Consider the following 22,632-nt stretch of genomic DNA (forward strand, 5'->3'; position numbering starts at 1 on the left):
AATGAAAAAAATCCTCCTCGGTCTTGCAGCTGCCGGTCTTGGCACTGTGCTGGCTTTCAGTGGCGCTTCTGCTGCTGAAGAAGCCAACCATGCCGCAGAGCCAACACACTTTCCGATCAAACATCCGGAACAGATGAACTGGACCTTTGCTGGTCCATTCGGATACTACGACAAGCAGCAGCTTCAGCGCGGTTTGAAAATCTACAAGGAAGTATGCTCTGCTTGCCATTCAATGAACCTTGTGCCTTTCCGTTCGCTTGAAGAACTTGGTTACAATGAAGCCCAGGTGAAGGCTTTTGCTGCCGAGTATGAAGTGCCGGATGCCCCGAATGCGGATGGTGAGATCGTCAACCGTAAAGCTATTCCGGCTGACCATTTCCCATCACCATTCCCGAATGTGCAGGCTGCCGCTGCCGCCAATGGCGGCGCTGCTCCACCGGATTTCTCCTTGATTGCCAAGGCACGGTCGGTAGAGCGTGGTTTCCCGCAGTTCCTTTACGATCTCGCTCCATGGATTCAGTATCAGGAAGGCGGACCGGACTATATCCACGCGCTGCTGACCGGTTATGGCCAGACGCCACCGGAAGGAATGCAGATTCCGGAAGGGACACACTACAACCCGAACTTCATCGCGGCCAAGTCGCTTGCAATGGCACAACCACTGCAGGATGGTCAGGTCACTTATGATGATGGATCGCCTGCCACCCTGTCGCAATATTCGCAGGACATCTCTGCATTCCTTATGTGGGCCGCTGAGCCACATCTGGAAGAACGCAAGAAGACAGGTTTCCGCGTCATGATCTTCCTCATTCTGTTTGCAGGTCTGGTCTATCTGGCCAAGCGCAGAATCTGGTCTGACGTTCCACATTGAGTGGTCAAAGACATTGATTTTGAAAGGGGCGCATCGCGCCCTTTTCTTTTGCGGTTATCTGCCTAGATTGCCTGAGCATGGCGACGGAAACAAAGGAATGAAAAGATGGATTCAACTTTGAAGCAAACGCTGGTCGATGCCATCCGCAATATTCCTGACTATCCGAAACCCGGTGTGATGTTTCGCGATATCACTACGCTTCTCGGCAATGCACGTGCGTTTCGCCGCGCTGTTGACGAATTGGTCCATCCTTATGCGGGCGGCAAGGTCGACAAGGTGGCAGGTATTGAAGCGCGAGGTTTTATTATTGGGGGCGCAATGGCCCATCAGCTTTCAGCCGGCTTTGTTCCCATTCGCAAGAAGGGCAAGCTTCCGCACGACACTGTTCGGATAGCATACAGTCTGGAATACGGTCTGGACGAGATGGAGATGCACCGGGATGCGATTACGCCGGGCGAGAAGGTTTTGCTTGTTGACGATCTGATAGCCACTGGCGGCACGGCCGAAGCAGCCGTAAAACTATTGCAGCAGTTGGGCGCGGATATCGTTGCCGCTTGCTTTGTCATAGATTTGCCGGAGCTTGGCGGCCGCAAGAAACTTGAAGCCCTCGGTGTGAAAGTGCGGACACTCATCGATTTCGACGGGCATTGATGTTTATCGTCTGGCGGGAAGCATCTCAATAATCCCCTTGGTAAGACCTGTCGGGAATACTGTGAGATGATTTTCGTTTGGAAGAGTGACTGACTGTATGCGCAGGTTTGGATAATTGCGTGATTTAAGTCTTTCTTCGAAAGCCGCCATGTCCTTGACCATATCCTTCGAGCGATTATAACGTGCATCGCCAGTCTTTACGGTCTCGAAACCACCCATATACATGAACACGTTTGCTGGCAGATTCTTGTTCGATTTTGCATAGTCTTCCTCCAGATCGAACATCACATGATCATCGTACCAAAGGGATGGACTTCCAAGTATATAGCTTTGGAACAAGGTAGGTTCGCTGAGCAGGATTTGTGCGCCGAGCAGTGCTCCATATGAATGCCCCATGAAAAGCCTCTGGGAAGGGTCGCTGCGAAACTTGTCGTCGACAAATGGCAAGACACTATCCCGCAAGTATTTTTGATATGCGGGACCGCCGCCTGAGACTGCCGAGGCTGCATTCGCTTCGTTACGCGGCGCGGGCGTATAGTCCCGGCGACGGCTAGTCATGCCATCCTCGCCTTTGGCATACGAAAGGCCGATCAGGATGAAGTCGCTGGTAACCGCCCCATCAAGATTGATGCGGCGGGTAATGCTGCGGATCAGTGGAAAGCCGTAATCGGCATCAGCGATATAAAGCGTAGGGTAACGCCGCTTGGTTTGCTCATTGTATTTTGGTGGTAAGCTCACAAACACTTCATACTCACGCCCGGAAACCGGGTCTGGAACCGACCATACTTGTGTCCCTTCAAGCATGTAAGGCTGCCCGTCAGCAGCCTGAACGCCTGAAATAGTACACATGATCAGCAGAAACGCCGAAGCAAATACGCGCAAGAAAAGAAACCGGCTGATTGTATTCAAAGTCCCCCCGTTGCACGCTAAGCGTACACCTTCACATCGCCAGACAAGTGCTGTAAGTCGCACAGCATTTCAGGCGAAATGATGACAGTTGAACTCGTTATAATCGTAAGGTTAATTTGGCAGTGCAATCAGAGCGGCGCTATCAAACTCCATGACGCGATCACCGTTCTGGTTATAGGCAGCGGAAGACATTTGCATCATTGACCAACCCGGACGAGATTGGAGCGCCCTGATACTATTTACCGTCCGTGTGAATCGGATTGTGTCACCGACATAGACAGGTTTCAGCCATTTGAGGTTTTCAAAACCGGGTGAGGGTCCAAATTGTGGAGGTTGTTCACCGCGCTTCATGGCTTCTTTAACAACGACTTTCATACTTTCGACATTAAGCCGCATCCAGATTGCGGTTGTGTGCCACCCGGATGCACAAAGCGCACCGAAATTGCTTTGTTTTGCAGCTTCGGCATCAACGTGAAAACGTTGCGGGTCATACTTTTTGGCGAAGGTGATGATTTCATCAGCGCCGAACGTATGGCTGCCAAGTTCGATCTCGACGCCGATGTGAGATTCAACATCATTGCTCTTCATGCCGCTGGCTCCCGCAACGAGAACATACCTGTATTTTGCAGATCACAAACCAGCACGCCGTCCTGATTGAAAATCTCATGGCGTAAAACCACAAAGCCGAGCGATGGTTTGGATTTTGATACGCGGCTTTCAATGACTGTCGTCTTGCCCGTCAGTGTATCGCCGGCAAGCACTGGAGCACGCCACCGGGCATAATCGATCCCAGGTGCCCCTTGGGAGGTAGAATCGAGCAGATAAGCATCACACATCATGCGCATGAACATTGAAACCGTGTGCCAGCCTGAGGCCGCCAATCCGCCAAGGATACTGGCCTTGCCCGCTGCTTCGTCGAGATGGAAAGGCTGCGGGTCGAACTGGCTGGCGAAATCGATGATCTCGCTGGCCTCGACTTTTTTTGAACCCAGCGGCCATTCGCTGCCAACGGCGAGATCCTCGAATGCATAGCGGGGTTCGCTCATTTCTGCCTCTTATGTGTTAAAGCGGAACAGCATGATGTCGCCGTCCTGCACAATATATTCTTTGCCTTCGTCGCGGGCTTTGCCTGCTTCCTTGGCGGGAACTTCACCACCAAGTGTCACATAGTCATTATAGGCGATAGTTTGTGCACGAATGAAGCCACGTTCGAAATCCGTGTGGATAACACCGGCAGCTTGCGGGGCCTTGGAACCACGCTCGACAGTCCATGCGCGCGCTTCCTTCGGTCCAACCGTGAAATAGGTGATGAGATGCAGAAGCTTGTATCCGGCACGAATCAGGCGATCCAGTCCGGGTTCGTCAAGATTCATGGCATCCAGATATTCTTTGGCCTCCTCCTCGGGAAGCTGAGCTACCTCCGCCTCGATGGCAGCTGAGATGACCACAGTTTCCGCGCCCTGTGCAGTAGCCATTTCTTCGACTGCTTCAGTGTGTTGGTTACCGGTTGCTGCATCTTCTTCAGCGACGTTGCAAACATAAAGCACAGGCTTGGAGGTTAGAAGATTCAACCCCTGCAATATTTCAAGGTCTTCCGCAGCTATGCCATTGAGCATGAAGCGCACAGGCTTACCATCCTGAAGCAGGGCGAGCGCCTCTTCCATAACAGGCAGGAGAGTCAGCGCTTCCTTTTCCTTGCTGCTTGCACGTTTACGGAATTGTACGATACGGCGCTCAAGACTTTCGAGATCCGAGAGCATCAGTTCTGTTTCAACAGTCTCGGCATCGGAAACAGGATCAATGCGACCTTCGACATGCGTGATGTCATCATCTTCGAAACAGCGAAGTACATGCACAACTGCATCTACCTCGCGGATATTGGCGAGAAACTGGTTGCCAAGCCCTTCACCCTTTGAAGCGCCGCGCACGAGACCCGCAATATCAACAAAGCTGATACGTGTTGGCACAATGTTTGCGGACTTGCCGATCTTGGCAATCGCCTGCAGGCGAGGGTCCGGGACAGCGACTTCACCCGTATTTGGTTCAATTGTGCAGAATGGATAGTTCGCAGCCTGGGCAGCAGCGGTCTTTGTAAGGGCGTTGAAAAGCGTCGATTTGCCGACATTCGGCAGGCCAACGATGCCGCATTTGAAACCCATAATGTGCGATCCTTATTCTTTCTTGCCGAAGAGCTTGTTCAGCATGTCGGCCATGGGGCCGGATTTGGGAATGTTAACGGCAGGCTTCTGAGCCCGCGCCTGCCGGATATGGCTTTGACCTGCCGGTTTTGCAACAGGCTTTTCACCGGAGGCTTTTTCAGCTTTACCGCCAGTGGCCAGAGCAACACGATTCATAAAGCCGGCATCGTCTTTTTTGACAATATAACCTGCATTGGCAGCGATTGCATCGAGCACAGGTTCCAGCCACTCGGAGTCCGACTTGGCAAAATTACCAAGCACATGATGCGTGACCAGTTCCTTGACGCCCGGATGATCGATGCCGATGCGAATGCGGCGATAATCTTTACCAACATGGGCATCGATGGATTTTATGCCGTTATGCCCGCCTGAGCCACCGCCGATTTTCACACGTACCTTGCCCGAGGCAAGATCCAGTTCATCGTAGATGACAGACATATCCCCAAGAGCAATCTTGTGGAAGCGCATGGCTTCACCGACAGATTGCCCAGAGAGATTCATGAAGGTCTGAGGTTTGACTAGCAGGACTTTTTCACCGTCGATCATCCCATCGGCGATGAGGGCCTGAAACTTTTTGGTCCAAGGTGAAAAATTATGGCGGCGATGTATTTCATCCGCCGCCATAAAACCAATATTATGCCTGTTGGAGGCATATTGGGAGCCGGGATTGCCAAGACCTGCAATAAGCAGCACGCGACCAGCTCCCCGTAAAAGCGATTATTCGCCTTCTTTTTCTTCTGCTTCGTCGCTTTCAACTGCGGCTTCTGTTGTCTCTTCTTCAGCAGCGAGAACAGCAGGAGCAGCAATGGTAGCAATGGTGAAGTCACGATCCTGAATAACCGATGTTACGCCCTTTGGCAGGGTAACTGCGGAAATGTGGATCGAGTCGCCGATAACCTTGCCGGTCAGATCGATTTCGATCGCTTCCGGAATGGCATTGGCTGGCGCATGAAGCTCTACATCGTGACGAACAATGTTGAGAACGCCGCCACGCTTGATGCCAGGCGAAAGCTCTTCATTGAGGAAGTGAATCGGTACATGCACGTTAACAACCGACTTGGCCGATACGCGCAGAAAATCGACGTGTACTGGCTTGTCGCTAACTGGATCAAGCTGGTAATCCTTTGGCAGGACCTGGATCGACTTGCCATCAAGAATGATGTTGGCAATAGTCGTCTTGAAACCGCCGCCGTGGATTTTGTAGTACAGCGTCTTGTAGTCTAGGGTAATCGAGATTGGCGCCTTTTTGTCACCATAGATGACTGCTGGCACTTTACCGTTACGGCGAATTTCCCGGGCGGACCCCTTACCGACCCGTTCGCGCGCTTCGGCCTTGAGCTCGTATGCTTCGCTCATGGCATTTCCTTTCGAAGTTCAAAATCTGGAGTGTTCGTGTAACGTCATGACTGACGATTCAAAAACATGAAGCGGTCCAAAGCTCATCCGAACGGGTTGCCCCATTGGCAGATGATTGACCGCCCCATTCCGCGTTGCCTCCAAGGGTGTCTACGCGGATGGCGGCTCTATAACGGAAAGATGACCGTTGTGCAAGTTGTGGCGGCTAAAAGCCTAGTCAAACAGGCTGGAAACAGACTCTTCCGATGCCGTGCGTGCGATTGCCTCGCCGATCAGGTCAGAAATCGGCAATACGCGGATGTTGTGAGCCGCGTTGACAGCAGGTGTAGGCTGGATGGAATCGGTAATCACCAGTTCCTTCAGTTTGGAGCCGGTGATGCGCGCAACAGCGCCGCCTGAAAGAACACCGTGCGTGATATAGGCGGTAACACTTGTCGCGCCTTTTGCCAGAAGTGCTTCAGCGGCGTTGCAAAGGGTCCCACCGGAATCGACTATATCATCGAACAACAGACAATCTTTTCCACTGACATCACCAATGACATTCATCACTTCCGATTCGCCCGGACGGTCACGGCGCTTGTCGACAATTGCCAGCTGAGCATCAATGCGCTTTGCCAGTGAGCGGGCACGAACCACACCACCGACGTCTGGAGAAACGACCATGACGTTTGAAGTGCCGTAATGCGCGCGTACATCGCGGGCAATAACCGGCACAGCATAGAGATTGTCTGTTGGAATATCGAAGAAACCCTGAATCTGTCCGGCATGAAGGTCCAGTGTAAGGACGCGGTTCGCACCAGCTTCAGTAATCAGATTGGCAACAAGCTTCGCGGAGATTGGTGTGCGTGGACCAGGTTTACGGTCCTGACGTGCATAACCGAAATAGGGCAGTACCGCCGTGATGCGTTTTGCAGATGAACGGCGGAAGGCATCGATCATGATGAGGAGTTCCATCAAATGATCATTTGCCGGGTATGAAGTGGACTGCATGACGAAGACATCCTCGCCGCGGACATTTTCCTGAATCTCGACGAAAATCTCTTCATCGGCAAAACGCCGTACGCTGGCCTTGCCAAGTGGAATGTTGAGATATTTGGCTACAGATTCAGCGAGAACGCGATTGGAATTGCCCGCGAAGAGTTTCATGCTGTATTTCCTCACGTCTTTTTCAGAGCGTCAGCCAAAATAAGGGTATGGCGCGCCTTTTACTGTGACTGACGCACATTGCAAGCAGGCAGAGGCGATTCATGCACAATTGAATGAGGTTAAGCCCTCAAACGTGTAAATATGTCACGTCTTGGAGCCCGAAACCCATGTCAGATAGCCGTCGATTGCCTTATCCGCGATACCTTCCATTGTTGCGGCAGGTACCGTGCTCCATGGATCAGTTGCACCGCCAGGCACCTTTTCCTGACCTTGTATGCGATGAAGACGGGTGCCTGCCGGGTCAAGAACATCCCAGACATAAATGATCGTGGTCTGATTTCCATCAGGCAGGGCGGAGAAGTAGCCCTTCATGATATGGGTATTATCGGTATCACCAGCAGTGCCCAGAACGATGCCTTTTTGCTTGGCGAGGGCGGAGAGGCGTTGTGACAGCGGTGTAGCAGCACCAATTGGCGCGCCGACAATGGGTGCGAACCGTAATTTTGCCGTTTGAGTTGCGCCGGGCGTTGTAGGTGTTCCAGTCAAGGGGGCGGTGCCCGTGGCAGGTGTGGCACCCGATGCGGGAACTGTGGCTGGGTCAGTCGTAGTCGCTGTAGTTGCCCCGTTTTGCGCCGGTGGCAGGTCGGATTTTGTAACGCCCAGCGAATTCTCCGAGCTGTTACATGCGTTCAGAACTATCATCGCGAAAGCGGTGACGGTGCAAGTCAGTGCATTACGCAACTTCATCTTCACTCAAACCCCGTTATGAACCGCGAAAAGCGGTCTAATAAGCAAAGCTGACAAAAGTTTTATTTTACGATCAAGTCAAGAGGTTGGCGGGAAAGCGTTTCGGCTTTTCCGTTGGTCGTCAGGTAGGTCTGGCCCAATGTCATGGCCGTATTGCTGTCTGAGTCCATGATGATCATGTGAGCAAATAGGGTCATATCTGGTTGAATGCGTTCAGGATTGCCGGAATAGAACATGGGCATGTCCATCCATGACGGCGTGAAACGTGCACCAACCGAATAGCCGCAGGCATTGAGCCTGTGGCGGGTAAGTTCGTGTTCTTCCATTACTCTGGCATGAGCATCGAACACATCGCCAAAGGTCGAATCCGGGGTCATGGCAGCTTCGACCGCCTGCAATGCTTCCAGCGACGCATCATAAAGCTCCTGATGACGTTTGGATGTCTTGCCGGTCAAGACGGTACGCATCATCGGTGCGTGATAATGACGATAGACACCAGACCATTCCAGCGTCAGCTGGTCGTTTTTGGTTAGCTTGCGTCTGCCAGCCTTGTAGCGGCAGAGCAGCGCATCTTCGCCCGAACCAATAATAAACTCGTTGGCTGGATAATCTCCGCCACCTGCAAAAATCGCACCCTGCATTGCGGCGAGAATAGCGCCTTCATCCGCTCCCGCCTTGATGAGCTTTAGCGCCGCTGTCAGCGCCTCATCTCCGAGTTCAGCGGCCCTGCGGCTATAGACGATTTCAGCCGGGCTTTTTAGCACGCGCAGCTTGTCGACAAGACCGGATGCATCGACCAACTGCCCGAAAGCGGCAAGCTGTTCATCGAGCTTGCGTCCATTGGCGGCCGTCAGGCCGTGTGTTTGATACTCGATGCCAATGCGGCGACCGAGCAAATCCAGATCGTTCAGGAGTTCGCGTAGATCGGCAGCCGGATTGGCGTTGTCGCGGTCCGCCCAAACAATGATGTTTTCGATATTAGAGGTCTGCCGTGCCTGTCTCAAATCAGCAGAGCGGGTCATCAGCACATTGCTGCCATCGGCTTTGACGACAAGGCATTGGAAAAAGCAAAAGCCAAACGTGTCGTAACCGGTAAGCCAGTACATGCTTTCCTGCGCAAAGAGGAGGATTGCATCGAGCTTCTGCTCCGCCATCACCATCATCAAACGATCACGGCGTGCAGTGAATTCTTCCGGTTCGAAATGAAGGCCCATAATGCTACTCCGTAATTGTGATAGCCGATATTTGACGGCCATAGTCTGGTTCTTTGCGATGAGTGGTGCGGCGGTAGGAAAAGAACCGATCTTCATCAGCATATGTGCAGAGCTGAAGGGATGAAGCGTTCACTCCAGCACGTTGAAGCTGCGCCGTTATAAATGCCCAAAGATCCAACATCCTGTGGTTCTCGTTAGCGGACTCTCGGAAGAACCTTTTGAAGGAAGAATCTGTTCCAATAAACTGTTCGTAAAACTCGCCGCCCACCTCGTAATTGTCCGGGCCAATCGTAGGCCCCAAAACAGCCTGAATACGATCACGCTTAGCACCAAGTTCGACCATTGCGTCTACCGTATTTCCCAGCACTCCACCGATGGCACCGCGCCAGCCAGCATGCGCTGCGCCGATTACTCCGGCTTCAGGGTCGGAGAAGAGGATTGGGCCGCAGTCGGCTGATAATGCTCCAATGACGATGCCTGGCGTTGCAGTAACCATGGCGTCAGCTTTGGGGCGTTCGCCGGTAAGGGGAGCGGTAATTGTGATAACGTCGGGCGAGTGCACTTGATGCACGGTTACGAGATGCGAGAGCGGTGTGTTCAAAGTTTCTGCCACGCGTCGCCGGTTTTCGGTGACGTTGGCTTGATTATCATTGGAGCCGCTACCGACATTCAAGCCGCGATAAATACCATCCGACACGCCACCTTTTCGAGTGAAAAAACCGTGATCGATTCGGTTCTGCTCAGGTGATCCCAGCAGTGAAGAACGCAGTGGTGCGGGCTTGTCGTACATGTTCATGCCGGAATGATTTCTCCCAAAGTCTGTGGATGGTGGTTTAGCTCCCGGACGAAGTCAATCAGCTGTTTTCGTTTTGCCCGAAAGGAAATGTCTGGGTTGCAGGATCGGTAACGCAAAGAACTTTGAACAATGTTCCCATCTCGTCCGGCCCTGCGAGACGCTCGACGTCAGTACGGATTTGTTCCTGAAACTCCGGTGTCTTGCCTTGACCCAGAGCACCGGCGCGATCCAGTAATCCCATTGCAATGAGAAAGTCGCCTTGGGTCATTGCACTGGTTTTGCAGCCCTCACAGTGGGCAGTTTGCGCAAGACTATGGAAATCCACATGCGTTGTTATATCGGCTCTTCCGGGAGAGCTAAGTGTATCAACTGGCGTATGCTGGCTTAATGCCTGCAATGTATCGCCATATCCCGGTTGCAGATGGCCATAATCAAAGAGCAGTGCTGCTCCCCGCTCTCTACGGATACGGTCGGCAATCTGGTGTATCAATGCATTTCGCGCAGGAGCAATTTCGAAAATGCTGCCATCAGGTTCGAGGGTACTGCCGCCGGGCAGCAGGCTGTGTTCGATGGAGCCGGACCCAGCAGCAAAGAGCAGATTGCCATTAGCATCGACAGAGACCATCCGTTCGACAAAATGGCCATTGGATTTCACGTATTGCCGTGAGGGGATTGCATCAAAAAGCTCATTGGCGACAAGGATAAGCGGACCTGCAGGAGTTTCAGATATATCCTTGCACCACTCAACATCCCACGGCTGTTCCGCCAGCTTGGCTTGCTGAATGTTTGTCAAACGCTCGCTTAATTCGACCACCATCACTTTTGCTGCCGCCATAAACGCTGGCGAAAGTTTTGAGACAGTCCGCAGAACGTCATTCATGAGCGTGCCGCGACCGGGGCCCATCTCGCACAGGATGAATCGTTGCGGCGAACCAAGCGCTTGCCAGACACCGACGCACCACACGCCTATCAGCTCTCCAAACATCTGGCTCACTTCGGGCGCAGTTATAAAATCGCCGCTTTTGCCAAAAGGCTCGCGCGTTGTGTAGTAGCCATTGTCCTGATCAAAGAGACACAGCGCCATGTAATCTGCCACGCTGATCGGGCCTGTTGCCGCGATCTGCCGAACGATGCGCTGTTTCAGACTCATCGTTGAGTTTTTACCTCTGGATTTCGCGCGTACAGGACGAATGCGAGACCAATGAGAACCATCGGTATTGAAAGCACCATGCCCATCGTCAACCAGCCGCCAAAAAGGTAGCCAAGCTGCGCATCAGGCTCGCGGAAAAATTCCACGATAATTCGCGACACTCCGTAGAGCGCGACGAAGGTGCCGCTGATAAAGAAAGGGCTTTTCAGTTTGCGGCCATAAAAGATTAGCAGCGCGAGGACGGTAAAGAGGACAATCCCTTCAAGTCCGGCTTCGTAGAGCTGGCTCGGATGGCGCACCTCAGGCCCGCCAGTCGGGAATACCATTCCCCATGCCACATCGGTTGGTCGGCCCCAAAGCTCGCTATTAATGAAGTTTGCTATGCGTACAAGTCCGAGGCCAACCGGCACGCCAGCCGCCACGGTATCAAGCATACTGGCTATCTTGATTTTGCGGGATCTTGCGAAAAGTACCATCGCGAGTGTAGTGCCGAGCAACCCGCCGTGGAAGGACATCCCGCCTTCCCAGACCTTGAACACATCCAGAGGGTTCGCAATGTATTTTGCGAAATCATAAAACAGAATATAGCCGATGCGGCCACCTAGGACCACACCCAGCGCTGCCCATAATACGAAGTCATCAAGGTCGATAGGCTTCATGGGTGGCGTGTTGTTAGCCCAAAGTCGTGGTTTGCTAATGAGTTTTTTTGCGTACCACCAGGCAAAGAGGATGCCGACGACGTAGCCGAGACCATACCAATGCACTGCAATAGGCCCGAGTGAAAAAATAACCGGATCGATCTCAGGGAAAGCTATCGCAGCAAATGTCGGTACCAGAAGTTCGCTCACAAAGGCACTCCGTCTCGTTTCTCGCAATTTTGCGGGACCATGCGCGAGGGCGTGACGAGCGTCAAGACGCATCTGTGGTAACATTTGCGCGTGGTGATATTGGCTTGTGGCGGCAAGGCCCGAATGTCAGCCCACCAAACGTGCTGCCAATTAAATAATATATTCAGGCTCGTACAATGTTTGATCCATTGTTACGCCGGGCATGGTGGCGTGAGTGCTGCCGACCGGTCGGGCTGGTACACCCACAACTGACGTATAATCTGCTACTGGTGTAACGACTACGCTGCCCGCCCCTACTTTTGCGCCTATTCCGATCTCGATGTTTCCGAGAATTTTTGCACCAGCACCAATCAAGGCTCCCTGGCGAATTTTCGGGTGACGGTCTCCAGTTTCCTTACCTGTGCCGCCCAGTGTTACGTTTTGCAGGATTGATACATTGTCTTCTACAATGGCGGTTTCACCAATGACCAAACCGCTGCCATGATCCAGCATAATGCCTTTGCCCATTTGTGCTGCCGGATGGATATCGACGCCAAACACTTCCGAAATGCGACTCTGGATATGGCGGGCAAGGTGTACCCGGCCATTGTTCCACATCCAGTGCGCAATACGTTGACCCTGAAGTGCCAGAAACCCTTTGAAATAGAGAAAGGGCGTAAGAATTTCCGAATTGGAAGGATCGCGCTCCTTGACTGCAACCAGATCGGCTGCCGCTTTTGCAAGAATTCCGGGCTCATTAAGGAACGTCTGGCAAATAAGAGCCAGTAGCTCGTCCTGGTCCAGCTCCGGGCTTGCAAGCTTCAACGCAATGCGGTGAGCAAGTGCCTGCGCAAAGCTGGCATGGTACAGAACAGCCGAATTCATCGACCTTGTTATGGCAGAATCGATCTCAACGGCAGCAACGGCTTCGGCGCACAGTTCGTTCCAGATAAGGGTTACCGCGCCGGAAGCCGATGGCTCGGTGGATAGGAGACTGAAGCTATTGGATGGCATTGAAACTCTTTCTACAAAACAGTTGATCGCGCTTCGTCCGGTTGTGGTTTTTACCCTATTTTACGCAATGACCTGATCAGGGCATCGATATCGGCATGCGTATTATACAGGGCAAAAGAAGGTCGCACGGAAGTTTCCACGCCAAAGCGCCGCAAGATTGGTTGAGCGCAATGATGTCCGGACCTGACCGCAATACCATCGTCAGATAAAGCCTTGCCGACTTGTTCGGTTTTCATGCCGTCCAACACAAATGACACCGCTCCGGCGCGTTCGCGTGGTTTGCCAATGAGCCGGACACCGGGGACTGTCGCAAGTTGGCGCACACAGTCTTCGATCAGCGCGTGCTCATGGGCGGTTACCTGCTCGATGCCCTGTTTTTCAAGATAGGCGAGCGCTGCACCAAGGCCGACTGCGTCGGCGATATTGCCTGTACCTGCCTCGAAAAGTGACGGTACCGGTTGGTAGGTGATGGCATCGAAGGTCACGTCCTTGATCATGTTGCCGCCACTCTGGTAGGGCGGCATTTCTTCAAGGATATGCCTCTTGCCATACAGGACACCGATACCTGTGGGGCCAAAAACCTTATGACCCGAAAAGACGAACCAGTCCGCATCCAGCGCACGAACATCCGTACGCATATGGGAGACTGATTGTGCGCCATCGACAATCACTTTTGCCCCGGCGGCATGTGCCATGGCAACCATCAACGCTGCGGGAGTAACAGTTCCCAGCGCGTTGGATACCTGCGTCAAAGATACCAGCTTTGTCCGAGGTCCGAGGAGTTTCGCATATTCCTCGATGATGATGTCACCATTGTCATCAACTGGCGCAACGCGCAGCGTTGCACCACTGGCCTTTGCCAAACGCACCCAAGGGACGATATTGGCATGGTGTTCAAGCCACGTAATGACGATTTCATCGCCAGAACGTATATTGGCACGGCCCCAACTATCGGCGAGAAGGTTGATGGCTTCAGTCGTACCTCGCACGAAGACGATCTCGTCCACGGAGCTGGCGTTGATAAAATGCCGGACTTGCTCACGAGCACCTTCATAAGCATCCGTCGCACGTCCGGCCAAGGTGTGAGCTGCCCGATGTATGTTGGAGTTTTCGTGCTCGTAAAAATAGCTCAACCGGTTGATGACCGCTCTTGGCTTGTGCGTGGTCGCGGCATTGTCGAGCCAGATTAACGGTTTTCCATTTACCCGCTCGGACAGAATCGGAAAATCCCGCCGTGCTTGATCCGCATCAAAGCGAGCATGGGTGCTCGTATTTGCAATTGCGGGAGTCTTGGCCTGTGCAGTGACATATTCAGATTTTAAAAAATAAGGGTTGGCTCCAGACGCGTCCTGACCGGAAAATGAGGGTTTCTGGTGTTTGCCGAGTAGTGCCTGCAGTTGTGCTTCATTGGGTAAAGTTTGATCAAGAGCGGGAATTTGCTGCGGTATTGATTGCGGGCGGTTACTAGCAACACCGGTCAGATAGAGCGCCGAGGGCTGCGTGCCATGCTGATTAGCAATCGAGAGCTGGTTAGGGTCCGGCGTAGCTGGGATAGCTGCGAATGGTGCATTCGCCGCTATTGTTGGAATCGTCGGGGATGGAGTACGGGGAATGTTACCCGAGGGTGGCGCAATGCCCACTCCAGCAACCGCAGGGACAGTATTGGCCATACCGAACGGCAAATTATCCGGCGTGTTTCCTCCGGGCATGGCCCGGAAGAATTCATTCGCCATCTGCTGAAGCAGCGAAACATCCGGAAAACCCGCTGTGGCAGGGATTTCCGGCGCGGTGAAGCTTGGAGGTACCTCAGTCATATTTATGGAACTTCGTTATATCAACGTTTTCCAGCACGGCCACAGCATCGTCTGTGAGAATGGCCAGTGAGCAATAAAGCGAGACCAGATAAGACGCGATGGCTTTGTCATTGATGCCCATGAACCGAACGGAAAGCCCCATGCTTTGCTCGCCGGGAAGATTTGGCTGAAACAGGCCAACGACACCCTGCCGGGATTGACCGACACGCAAGAGCAAAATGCTCGACTTGCCATTCTCTACCGGAACCTTGTTTGATGGAACCAGCGGAATGCCACGCCATGTCAGGAAGGGGGAACCGAACATCGTCACGGTTGCCGGTGGCACACCGCGACGGGTGCATTCGCGTCCGAAGGCAGCAATTGCATCGGGATGAGCGAGAAAGAACGCAGGCTCTTTCCATACCTTGGCCACCAGACTGTCCATGGCATCCGGAGTCGGCAGGCCATTCGCGCTCTGGATACGCTGCGAAGGGGCGATGTTGTTAAGCAGGCCGTACTCAGCACTTGTGATCAGCTGGCTTTCCTGCTGTTCCTTGATAACCTCGATGGACAAGCGCAACTGCTCGCCGATCTGGCTGTGGGGTGAAGAATAAAGATCTGAAATGCGCGTGTGAACATCCACGACGGTGTTCACGGCACACAACATGTATTCGCGCGGGTTTTCTTCGTAATCAACAAAGGTCTGGGGAATTTCCCGCTCGTCACGGGCGGAGCAACCGACAGCTACCCGTTCTTCATTCTTGACTCGGTTGACCCGGAGAATACCTGCCTCGACAGGCAGCCATTCAAGGCAATGGACAAGCCAGCGAGGCGAGATGCCCACCATCTGAGGAACGGTCTTGGTTGCATTGGCCAACTGGCGTGCGGCCACATCGCCGAGCGCTGTGAAATGCGTAGGTGTTTCTGACATGAAGTTATCCCGGTTTGCAAAAGGTTTTCAAGGAAAGCTAAATTTGTAATGAGATGGATTAAAACGGATTGCTCGACTAAACAATGGATAAAATATAGAAAATTATTCTATTATTTCAACAAGTTATAATACAATTGCTCTAAGTGGTGGTGTCGGAAATATTCATACTGCGGGCCAGGGGTAAATCCTTCCTCGGTCCGTTTTTCTGAAATTTCTGCAAGAATACCGACTCATTTTTCTATCAGTGAAAATGGTTGTGGCCATCGCCAGTCTTCACCAACCCAGACGGGAATTGTCTCGCTATTTTTATTGTGGCATCGCCATTCCAGATAAACTCAGTCTGATCAGATCCCGTCAACTTGCTTGCAATCATCCCAAGCGGCGATTATTTGAATGGGGAAACCAGAAAGGTGTCTGCCATGACCAATGGATCAAATCGCGTTCTCGATGAACTGGCAAAGCTCGTAACAGATGCCGCAGGTGCCGCTCAGGGCGTGCGCCGCGAAGTCGAAACTGCGTTTCGGGGCCAGGCCGAGCGCTTGCTCAATACTATGGACGTTGTTCAGCGCGAGGATTTTGAGGCAGTGCGCGAAATGGCAATCCGGGCGCGGGCGGAAAATACAGCGCTCCAAGCCCGTATTGAGGCCCTGGAGGCGCTGGTCGGCAAGAAAGATGAATCGGCCAAGCCTGCTTCAACCCGTGCGAAGAAGGCCTGAGGCCTTCTAAGTTAAGCCGCTTAGGCGATGTCGTCTTCGGCCAATCTTTCTTCGCCGTCTGCAATCGCTTCTTCTTCCGTATTATAAGGACCAACCTTTGGTCCTTCTACGCCATCGGTCGTGATGACATAATACCAGTTGCCGTCATCATTTTTTTGTACGGCTTTGACAGTTGGTTCCGCTGCATCGGACATGATGGTTCTCCTTTTTTGATTGTTCCAAAGTCTTGGAAAACTGCTTGGAGTTGTCAGGCTAGGATGGTTTGGTATCGGCTGTATGACGAAACCTTTCTCTTCTCTAATCCATTTGAGTCCGCTCGCTGGCCTGCTTACCCCGTTTTTTCCCGCCCCGGATCGCTATCCCCAAAATAAATCTTAAGTATTTATCAACAGGTGGAAATCGCCGAAAATCGTTTCCTTAGAGTCAGTTAAAGCGACCAAGTGAATCATTTTCGCAACTTCTGTCCACACCCATTCTCACCAATTGGCCAAAAGGGGACTGGCGCTGTGACTCAGCATCAATACACTGAAATTACAGCATGATTCGTTTCGACGATCATGCAGCGGTCCATAAGTTCATGGCCGCAACCCGGTTGGTGTGTTCTGCCCGCCGGTGAGTTTTAAAAAATGTTGCTGCGTTCAATGTGCATCTGCTTCGATGTGCCATGCAGCAAGCGTTTGGTGTGCTTGGTTTGGGTGCGCTGTACTCCCGCAGCGTTATACGAGATTCGATTTAGCAGGTAATGGCGATGAGCCTTCTGGAACTAGAGATTGCGCGTGACTTGCATCCAGTGGATGTGATTGAACACGTAGCCCATGCAAATGAATGGGCCTTCGAGCGCACCGGGGAAGACGAGATTGCGATTACGGTTGAGGGGAGCTGGACCGATTACCAGATATCCTTTTCCTGGATGGAAGATTTTGAAGCTTTGCACTTGGCCTGCGCCTTTGACATTGCTGTGAGTGAGCCGCGCATCAATGAGGTGATGCGTCTTCTTTCGCTGGTCAACGAGCAATTGCTTATGGGGCATTTTGACTTGTGGCGTCAGGAAGGTGCAGTGATGTACCGGCAGTCACTGCTGCTCTCAGGTGGTGCAGAGCCGACAAGCAAACAGGTTGAAGTGCTGCTATCCAGCGCTCTCGATGCATGCGAAACCTATTTCCAGGCATTTCAGTTTGTTGTTTGGTCCGGTTCAAGTGCTCGGGAATCGCTCGATAGCATTCTCTTCGAAACAGTCGGTTCGGCCTGATCCGTTTGTCGCAGTGCTATATTGCCCTGCATATAGATTTTGGTCCTACTTATAAGCCGCAATGCAGATATTATGGAATAGGAATAAGTTCTCAGCTGAGAACTTATTGGTTTTGGAGTTATAGAAATCATGACCATCAGTTTTGATGATTTCGAAAAGGTTGATATTCGCGTCGGCACAATAATCGAAGCGGAAACTTTCCCCGAAGCACGCAAGCCCGCCTTTAAATTACGTATCGATTTCGGATCGGAAATCGGCATCAAGAAGTCCTCGGCGCAAATCACCAAACGGCACACGCTGGAAGAACTCAAAGGTAAGCAGGTTGTGGCAGTGGTCAATTTCCCGCCACGTCAGATCGGGCCTTTCATGTCTGAAGTGTTGACCCTTGGGTTCCCTGATGAGGCGGGGGAAGTCGTGCTCGCTGCTGTCAGTCATAAAGTTCCCAACGGCGGCAAGCTGTTCTAGCAATGGTTTTGATTGCAGGGACCCGGCTTCAAATGGCCGAGTCCCTGCTCGTTTAAAAGGCCGTCAAATAGTCTTGGCCGCCATTTCCTTTGTAATATAGTCCGCCTGCCTTATCGCCAGGCTGACGATTGTCAGTGTCGGATTCTCTGCACCGCCCGTGGTGAACTGGCTCCCGTCGGATACGAATAAATTCTTTATGTCGTGGCTCTGACCGTGTTTGTTGACCACGCCATCCTGCGCCTTCTCGCTCATGCGGTTTGTGCCGAGATTGTGCGTTGAGGGATAAGGAGGTGTTGGAAATGCACGGGTTGCCCCAACGGCTTCATATAAGGCTGTGCCCTGCTTATAGGCATGATCGCGCATGGCAATATCGTTTGGATGATCGCTGAAGTTAACATTGGCAATCGGCATGCCATGTTTGTCTTTCTCGTCCTTGTGTAGCGTAATACGGTTGTTTTCCTGAGGCATATCCTCACCGACAATCCATAGCCCGGCCATGTTGGAATATTGATCCAAGGCAGAGGTAAACGAACGGCCCCAACCTCCCGGATCAAGAAATGCCGCCATGAATGGTAAGCCCAATGAAAGCGTTTCCATCTCATAGCCGCCAACGAACCCACGGGAAGGATCATGTCGTGCCTCGTCGCGGATAATGCCTGCCATGGTCGTACCGCGATACATATGCACCGGCTTTTCAAAAATGCCGTAAACTGAACCAGTGGTGTGGCGCATATAGTTGCGTCCAACCTGACCGGAAGAGTTTGCCATGCCGTCCTTGAACATGCTCGATTCAGAATTGAGAAGCAGGCGAGGGCTTTCTATCGAATTTCCCGCAACAGCGACAATACGGGCCTTTTGAAGCTGCTGTTTGCCGTCTTTGTCGATATAGACAACACCTGTCACCTTGCCGTTTTTGTCATGCTCAATCTTCTGAGCCATCGAATTCGGCCGGATTTCAAGTTTACCTGTGGCTTCGCCCTTGGGGATTTCCGTATAAAGCGTTGACCACTTCGCACCCCACTTGCAGCCCTGAAAGCAGAAGCCGGTCTGCTGGCACGACATGCGATCATCTCGATCGGCAGAATTGATAGCCATATTCCCGGTGTGACATTCCTTATAACCGAGTTTGTCAGCCCCGGCTTTTAAAACCTTGAAGTTGTTGTTGCCGGGCAGACCCTCAATGCCGTTGGTGCGGGTAACGCCCATCTTGTCTTCCGCCTTGGCATAATAGGGCTCAAGCTCCGCCAAGGTGATTGGCCAATCCAGAAGGTTTGCACCTTCAATTTTGCCGTAATGGGTGAGATCCTTGAACTCATGCTCCTGAAACCGGAGCGAAGCACCAGCCCAATGAACCGTTGATCCACCAACGGATTTGACGATCCATGCAGGCAAATTGGGGAAATCCTTGGCTACCCGCCAGTCGCCCGATGTTGTGCGTTTATCGACCCATGCGAGTTGTCCGAAACTGTCCCATTCATCATTGATGAAATCTTCGTACTCGTGTCTTGCGCCAGCTTCGAGAATGACGACATCAATGCCTTTTTGTGCCAACTCGTTACCCAACGTTCCGCCGCCGGCGCCTGAGCCGATTATGACGACTACGCTGTCGTCTTTAAGATCATAAGGTGCAGCCATGGTTTCCTCCCAACAGCCTGAAATACGGATGATTTTCGAGTAACCCTAGAGCCACTCTATGTCGTCGAACCCGCGCGCTATGTAGCCGCCCTTCGAATAGGATTCGCCCTCGTAGCCAAAGTACGGCCAAATATCTTTCTGGTTGTAGAGGCCGGTAACCAATCCTCCGCGAACGGTTTGGAAGAACGTGGTTTCTTCTATTCCCCGTAGAAGGGCCAGCCTGTCTTCCTCCCAACCGAGGCCGATATAACCGCCTTTTCCCGCCTTTTGATCGAGATCGGCAATACCATCTTCAATGAGCTTTTTGTGGTCTGCATCGGTGCCGGCTTTGGTGTCGTACGCCTTGATTGCGATTGCATAAAAGCGATCCGGGATCTGATCGTGCGGATAGATGTCCCGTGCCAGCTGGAGGAGTGCTGCCATTGTTTCAGGCTTCAGATTTGAGGTCTCCAAACCCCAGGCTGATTGCGGATGTATGATGGCGGTTCCGCTGATGACGAGTGCGGCGCCAAGACTAAGCGCACCACCGCGTTTCAGCAGATCGCGCCTCGATATTCCCGATCTGTCAACACTTTCCGGCAGTGCCGCTCTCCGGTTGAAGATAGTAACCATAGAATCCTCCTTTGCTTGCTATCGGCACCCTGTGGAGTGCCCTTGCTGGCTAATGACTTCGCTCAATTGGCTCACATGTAGCGACCATCCCTTTGCAACACTTCGATTTTGTAGCCGTCCGGGTCTTCGACAAAAAAGAAACGGGCGAGCATGGTGCCGTCACGCTTGAATTCAACGATGTCCCGAATTTTGAGATCGAGGGCTTTCATCCTTGAATGCTCGGCATCCAGATCATCAACGCTGAATGCCAGATGGCCGTATCCGTCGCCGAGTTCGTAAGGTGTAACTCGGCCCTTGTTAACGGTCAGCTCAAGTTCGAAGCCGCTCTCATCATTGCTGAGATAGAGCAAAGTGAAAGTCTCAAAGTCGAGGCGATCGGCTACCTCAAGTCCAAATGCTGTTTGGTAGAATGCTCTCGATACGTCCTCGTCGAGCACCCTGATCATCGAATGAATGGCTTTTGCCAAGTATCTCTCCCTAATTTGCAACTACTGCATCAAAACTTTGGTTGCAGTGTCTCGTCTTGTCAGTGATTATGATCTCGGGAGAAGAGAAGTGGTGGCAATCGGCTACCACACGCGATGTGAATAGAATATTTTTGCCAGCTATGATGCAAAGGTGGAAATTACCGCTTCAATTTCAGGCAAAACATCGCGCAGTAACATCGGGAGGTTGTTTGAATGTGTAAGGTATTTGCAGAACAGGATCCGCAAGGCTACCGGCAGATCAACCGTTCTGTGCGCATAGCAGGTCACTCTACGAGCATTCAGCTGGAGTCGACATTCTGGAAGCTGCTTGATGAAATCGCTGAAACCCAGAACATGACAACACCACGCTTTATATCGACACTGTATGACGAAGCACTACAGGCACAGGGCGAGATTCCGAACTTCGCATCAATGCTGCGCACGACATGCGCGCTTTATCTGCGCGGAGTACAAATCTGCGCAAATGCGCAGCCCGCCCCCCGCGTGCCGCTGATTGGTGAGCAGGCTGCCTGAATCGAAGTCAGGCCGGAACTTTGACGATTGCCCGCAACCCTTTTTTCGGGCTTTCTTCGAGGGTGATGTCGCCGCCATGGCTGCGCGCTATATCGAGTGCAATCGCGAGCCCTAGTCCAGTGCCGCCTGCATCCTGATTGCGGGCCTGATCGAGCCGGAAGAACGGTTTGAATACCTCATCGCGCATCTCCTTTGGAATACCAGGGCCATCGTCGTCGATTGTCAGTATCAACCAGCCATCGCGATGGTCTGCTGCGACAAAAACGTTATTGGCATAGCGGAAGGAGTTTGAAACGAGATTGGAGATCAACCGCGAAAACGCATTGGGTCGAACATGAATTTCCGGTCGTCCGCGAATGGTCGAGGTGAATCCGCGTTCCAGCAATACACCTTCCTCTTTCAGCTTGGCGAATAGACGCTCCAGATTGAAGGTGCCGGTTTCCTCGTCAGCTTCACCTCGCGCGAACGAAAGGTAGCCTTCGAGCATTGACTGCATATCGTCAATATCCTGTTCCATCGCCTCCGTATCGACCCTATTGCTCACGAGAGCCAACTGGAGCTTAAAGCGGGTCAAGATGGTTCGCAGGTCATGACTAACACCGTTGAGCATCGTCGTCCGCTGTTCGATCTGCCGTTCGATACGTTCTCGCATGACAATAAATGCTGCGCCCGCCCGCCGGACCTCTTCAGCACCCCGCGGTTTAAAGTTTGGGGGCGGTGCTTGGCCCTTGCCGAAACTGTCGGCCGCAGTTGCCAGCTGTTGGATTGGCTTTATCTGATTGCGCAGGAACAGGATGGCAATCGCCAGCAACACAAGTGCCGAACCTGCCATCCATACGAGGAATATAAGTGTGTTGGATGCATATGCCTGACTGCGCCGGGCAAAAACACGCAAAACCTTGTCTTCAAGTTGTATGCGGATCTCTACAAGGTCTGAATCACCAATTGTATCGATCCAGAAAGGCCGATTGATCTGTTTGGTGATCTCTTCGCTCAAAATGCTGTCGAGAATCGAGAAGAATGGTTTTGGGCCGGGCGCCGGTAGCGGATCGGGTGGCAGTATCGAAATATTCAAGGCCAACCGTTCGCGCGAAATACGAATCAGGTTTTCATAACCGGGGTCCTGAGGGAAGGTATCCATCAGATCGATTATACCGGAAATGTCCCTGACTACGGCCGTAGACAGACGCTGTGTTACCGTTTGCCAGTGACGCTCCATGAACACAAATGCAATCAGCGATTGCAGTAAAACCATTGGCGCGATGATAATGATCAACGAGCGCGCATAGAGCCGTTTGGGCATCCAGCGGGCAAGCCATCGTGTCAGCTTCCGCCAAGGGCCAAGCAATGT

Annotated in this window: 26 protein-coding genes; 6 read left to right on the forward strand and 20 right to left on the reverse strand. The window is 52.4% G+C overall.

The window, feature by feature from the left end; genetic code table 11:
• The first annotated feature begins 1 nt into the window (after position 1).
• Together ABKW30_RS12590 and ABKW30_RS12595 are read left to right on the forward strand one after the other, a co-directional pair.
• The gene (locus tag ABKW30_RS12590) at positions 2-871 is read left to right on the forward strand and encodes a cytochrome c1 (protein WP_348599274.1); all 870 of its coding nucleotides are present in this window, start codon (positions 2-4) and stop codon (positions 869-871) included.
• Between the two features lie 105 nt (positions 872-976).
• Entirely contained in the window at positions 977-1,522 is a 546-nt protein-coding gene (locus ABKW30_RS12595) for an adenine phosphoribosyltransferase (protein WP_348599275.1), read from the forward strand.
• A 3-nt stretch (positions 1,523-1,525) separates the two neighbouring features.
• On the opposite strand, the gene ABKW30_RS12600 is transcribed toward ABKW30_RS12595, so the two are convergent.
• The 15 genes from ABKW30_RS12600 to ABKW30_RS12670 form a co-directional block, all read right to left on the reverse strand.
• The gene (locus tag ABKW30_RS12600; RefSeq protein WP_348599276.1) at positions 1,526-2,431 is read right to left on the reverse strand and encodes an alpha/beta hydrolase-fold protein; all 906 of its coding nucleotides are present in this window, start codon (positions 2,429-2,431) and stop codon (positions 1,526-1,528) included.
• Positions 2,432-2,542: 111 nt separating this feature from the next.
• Positions 2,543-3,019, reverse strand: a complete 477-nt coding sequence (locus ABKW30_RS12605; protein ID WP_348599277.1) for a MaoC family dehydratase — start codon at positions 3,017-3,019, stop codon at positions 2,543-2,545.
• A complete protein-coding gene (locus ABKW30_RS12610; protein WP_348599278.1) occupies positions 3,016-3,477 on the reverse strand; it encodes a MaoC family dehydratase in 462 nt (153 codons plus the stop codon). Before ABKW30_RS12610 ends, ABKW30_RS12605 begins: the two co-directional genes overlap by 4 nt.
• A 9-nt stretch (positions 3,478-3,486) precedes the next feature.
• Positions 3,487-4,590 (reverse strand): redox-regulated ATPase YchF, encoded by a 1,104-nt coding sequence (ychF, locus tag ABKW30_RS12615; protein WP_348599279.1) that lies wholly within the window; start codon positions 4,588-4,590, stop codon positions 3,487-3,489.
• A 12-nt stretch (positions 4,591-4,602) separates the two neighbouring features.
• Entirely contained in the window at positions 4,603-5,322 is a 720-nt protein-coding gene (gene pth / locus ABKW30_RS12620; protein WP_348599280.1) for an aminoacyl-tRNA hydrolase, read from the reverse strand.
• A 24-nt stretch (positions 5,323-5,346) separates the two neighbouring features.
• Entirely contained in the window at positions 5,347-5,985 is a 639-nt protein-coding gene (locus tag ABKW30_RS12625; RefSeq protein ID WP_348599281.1) for a 50S ribosomal protein L25/general stress protein Ctc, read from the reverse strand.
• Between the two features lie 213 nt (positions 5,986-6,198).
• Positions 6,199-7,131 (reverse strand): ribose-phosphate pyrophosphokinase, encoded by a 933-nt coding sequence (locus ABKW30_RS12630; RefSeq protein ID WP_348599282.1) that lies wholly within the window; start codon positions 7,129-7,131, stop codon positions 6,199-6,201.
• 144 nt (positions 7,132-7,275) lie between these two features.
• Complete coding sequence (locus tag ABKW30_RS12635) at positions 7,276-7,878, reverse strand: hypothetical protein (protein WP_348599283.1); 603 nt, start codon at positions 7,876-7,878, stop codon at positions 7,276-7,278.
• Between the two features lie 62 nt (positions 7,879-7,940).
• Entirely contained in the window at positions 7,941-9,092 is a 1,152-nt protein-coding gene (locus tag ABKW30_RS12640) for a Xaa-Pro peptidase family protein (RefSeq protein ID WP_348599284.1), read from the reverse strand.
• 4 nt (positions 9,093-9,096) lie between these two features.
• Positions 9,097-9,882, reverse strand: coding sequence for a peptidoglycan editing factor PgeF (gene pgeF / locus ABKW30_RS12645; protein ID WP_348599784.1), 786 nt, complete (start codon positions 9,880-9,882; stop codon positions 9,097-9,099).
• A 64-nt stretch (positions 9,883-9,946) separates the two neighbouring features.
• A complete protein-coding gene (locus ABKW30_RS12650; protein ID WP_348599286.1) occupies positions 9,947-11,038 on the reverse strand; it encodes a class I SAM-dependent methyltransferase in 1,092 nt (363 codons plus the stop codon).
• A complete protein-coding gene (gene lgt / locus ABKW30_RS12655; protein ID WP_348599287.1) occupies positions 11,035-11,886 on the reverse strand; it encodes a prolipoprotein diacylglyceryl transferase in 852 nt (283 codons plus the stop codon). The genes ABKW30_RS12650 and lgt overlap by 4 nt, the downstream gene beginning before the upstream one ends.
• Positions 11,887-12,036: 150 nt before the next feature.
• On the reverse strand, positions 12,037-12,879 hold the full coding sequence (cysE, locus tag ABKW30_RS12660; protein ID WP_348599288.1) for a serine O-acetyltransferase: 843 nt from the start codon (positions 12,877-12,879) through the stop codon (positions 12,037-12,039).
• 50 nt (positions 12,880-12,929) lie between these two features.
• Positions 12,930-14,693: a family 2A encapsulin nanocompartment cargo protein cysteine desulfurase gene (locus ABKW30_RS12665; protein WP_348599290.1), complete on the reverse strand. Its 1,764-nt coding sequence runs from the start codon at positions 14,691-14,693 to the stop codon at positions 12,930-12,932.
• Positions 14,686-15,603, reverse strand: coding sequence for a family 2A encapsulin nanocompartment shell protein (locus ABKW30_RS12670; protein WP_348599291.1), 918 nt, complete (start codon positions 15,601-15,603; stop codon positions 14,686-14,688). The genes ABKW30_RS12665 and ABKW30_RS12670 overlap by 8 nt, the downstream gene beginning before the upstream one ends.
• 419 nt (positions 15,604-16,022) lie before the next feature.
• Between ABKW30_RS12670 and ABKW30_RS12675 the strand changes: the two genes are divergently transcribed.
• Entirely contained in the window at positions 16,023-16,319 is a 297-nt protein-coding gene (locus tag ABKW30_RS12675; protein WP_348599292.1) for an accessory factor UbiK family protein, read from the forward strand.
• A gap of 20 nt (positions 16,320-16,339) precedes the next feature.
• Here the strand turns inward: ABKW30_RS12675 and ABKW30_RS12680 are convergent, their stop codons facing one another.
• Positions 16,340-16,513, reverse strand: coding sequence for a hypothetical protein (locus ABKW30_RS12680; protein WP_348599293.1), 174 nt, complete (start codon positions 16,511-16,513; stop codon positions 16,340-16,342).
• Between the two features lie 554 nt (positions 16,514-17,067).
• On the opposite strand from ABKW30_RS12680, the gene ABKW30_RS12685 reads away from it, so the two are divergent.
• Complete coding sequence (locus ABKW30_RS12685; protein WP_348599294.1) at positions 17,068-17,568, forward strand: YbjN domain-containing protein; 501 nt, start codon at positions 17,068-17,070, stop codon at positions 17,566-17,568.
• 129 nt (positions 17,569-17,697) lie between these two features.
• Entirely contained in the window at positions 17,698-18,033 is a 336-nt protein-coding gene (locus ABKW30_RS12690) for a tRNA-binding protein (RefSeq protein ID WP_348599295.1), read from the forward strand.
• Positions 18,034-18,096: 63 nt separating this feature from the next.
• Here ABKW30_RS12690 and ABKW30_RS12695 read toward each other — a convergent pair whose 3' ends face one another.
• From ABKW30_RS12695 to ABKW30_RS12705, 3 genes are all read right to left on the reverse strand, one after another.
• Positions 18,097-19,668: a GMC family oxidoreductase gene (locus tag ABKW30_RS12695; protein WP_348599296.1), complete on the reverse strand. Its 1,572-nt coding sequence runs from the start codon at positions 19,666-19,668 to the stop codon at positions 18,097-18,099.
• Between the two features lie 45 nt (positions 19,669-19,713).
• Positions 19,714-20,280 carry a gluconate 2-dehydrogenase subunit 3 family protein gene (locus ABKW30_RS12700; RefSeq protein WP_348599298.1) on the reverse strand — a complete coding sequence of 189 codons (567 nt, stop codon included), beginning with the start codon at positions 20,278-20,280 and terminating at the stop codon, positions 19,714-19,716.
• 71 nt (positions 20,281-20,351) lie between these two features.
• Positions 20,352-20,747 carry a VOC family protein gene (locus ABKW30_RS12705; RefSeq protein WP_348599299.1) on the reverse strand — a complete coding sequence of 132 codons (396 nt, stop codon included), beginning with the start codon at positions 20,745-20,747 and terminating at the stop codon, positions 20,352-20,354.
• Positions 20,748-20,960: 213 nt separating this feature from the next.
• Here ABKW30_RS12705 and ABKW30_RS12710 point away from each other — a divergent pair, with 213 nt between their 5' ends.
• Positions 20,961-21,281 carry a ribbon-helix-helix domain-containing protein gene (locus tag ABKW30_RS12710; protein WP_348599300.1) on the forward strand — a complete coding sequence of 107 codons (321 nt, stop codon included), beginning with the start codon at positions 20,961-20,963 and terminating at the stop codon, positions 21,279-21,281.
• Between the two features lie 7 nt (positions 21,282-21,288).
• Here the strand turns inward: ABKW30_RS12710 and ABKW30_RS12715 are convergent, their stop codons facing one another.
• Positions 21,289-22,629: an ATP-binding protein gene (locus ABKW30_RS12715; RefSeq protein ID WP_348599785.1), complete on the reverse strand. Its 1,341-nt coding sequence runs from the start codon at positions 22,627-22,629 to the stop codon at positions 21,289-21,291.
• Positions 22,630-22,632 lie beyond the last annotated feature (3 nt).

It is taken from the genome of Phyllobacterium sp. SB3, from assembly GCF_040009165.1.
Lineage (GTDB): Bacteria > Pseudomonadota > Alphaproteobacteria > Rhizobiales > Rhizobiaceae > Phyllobacterium.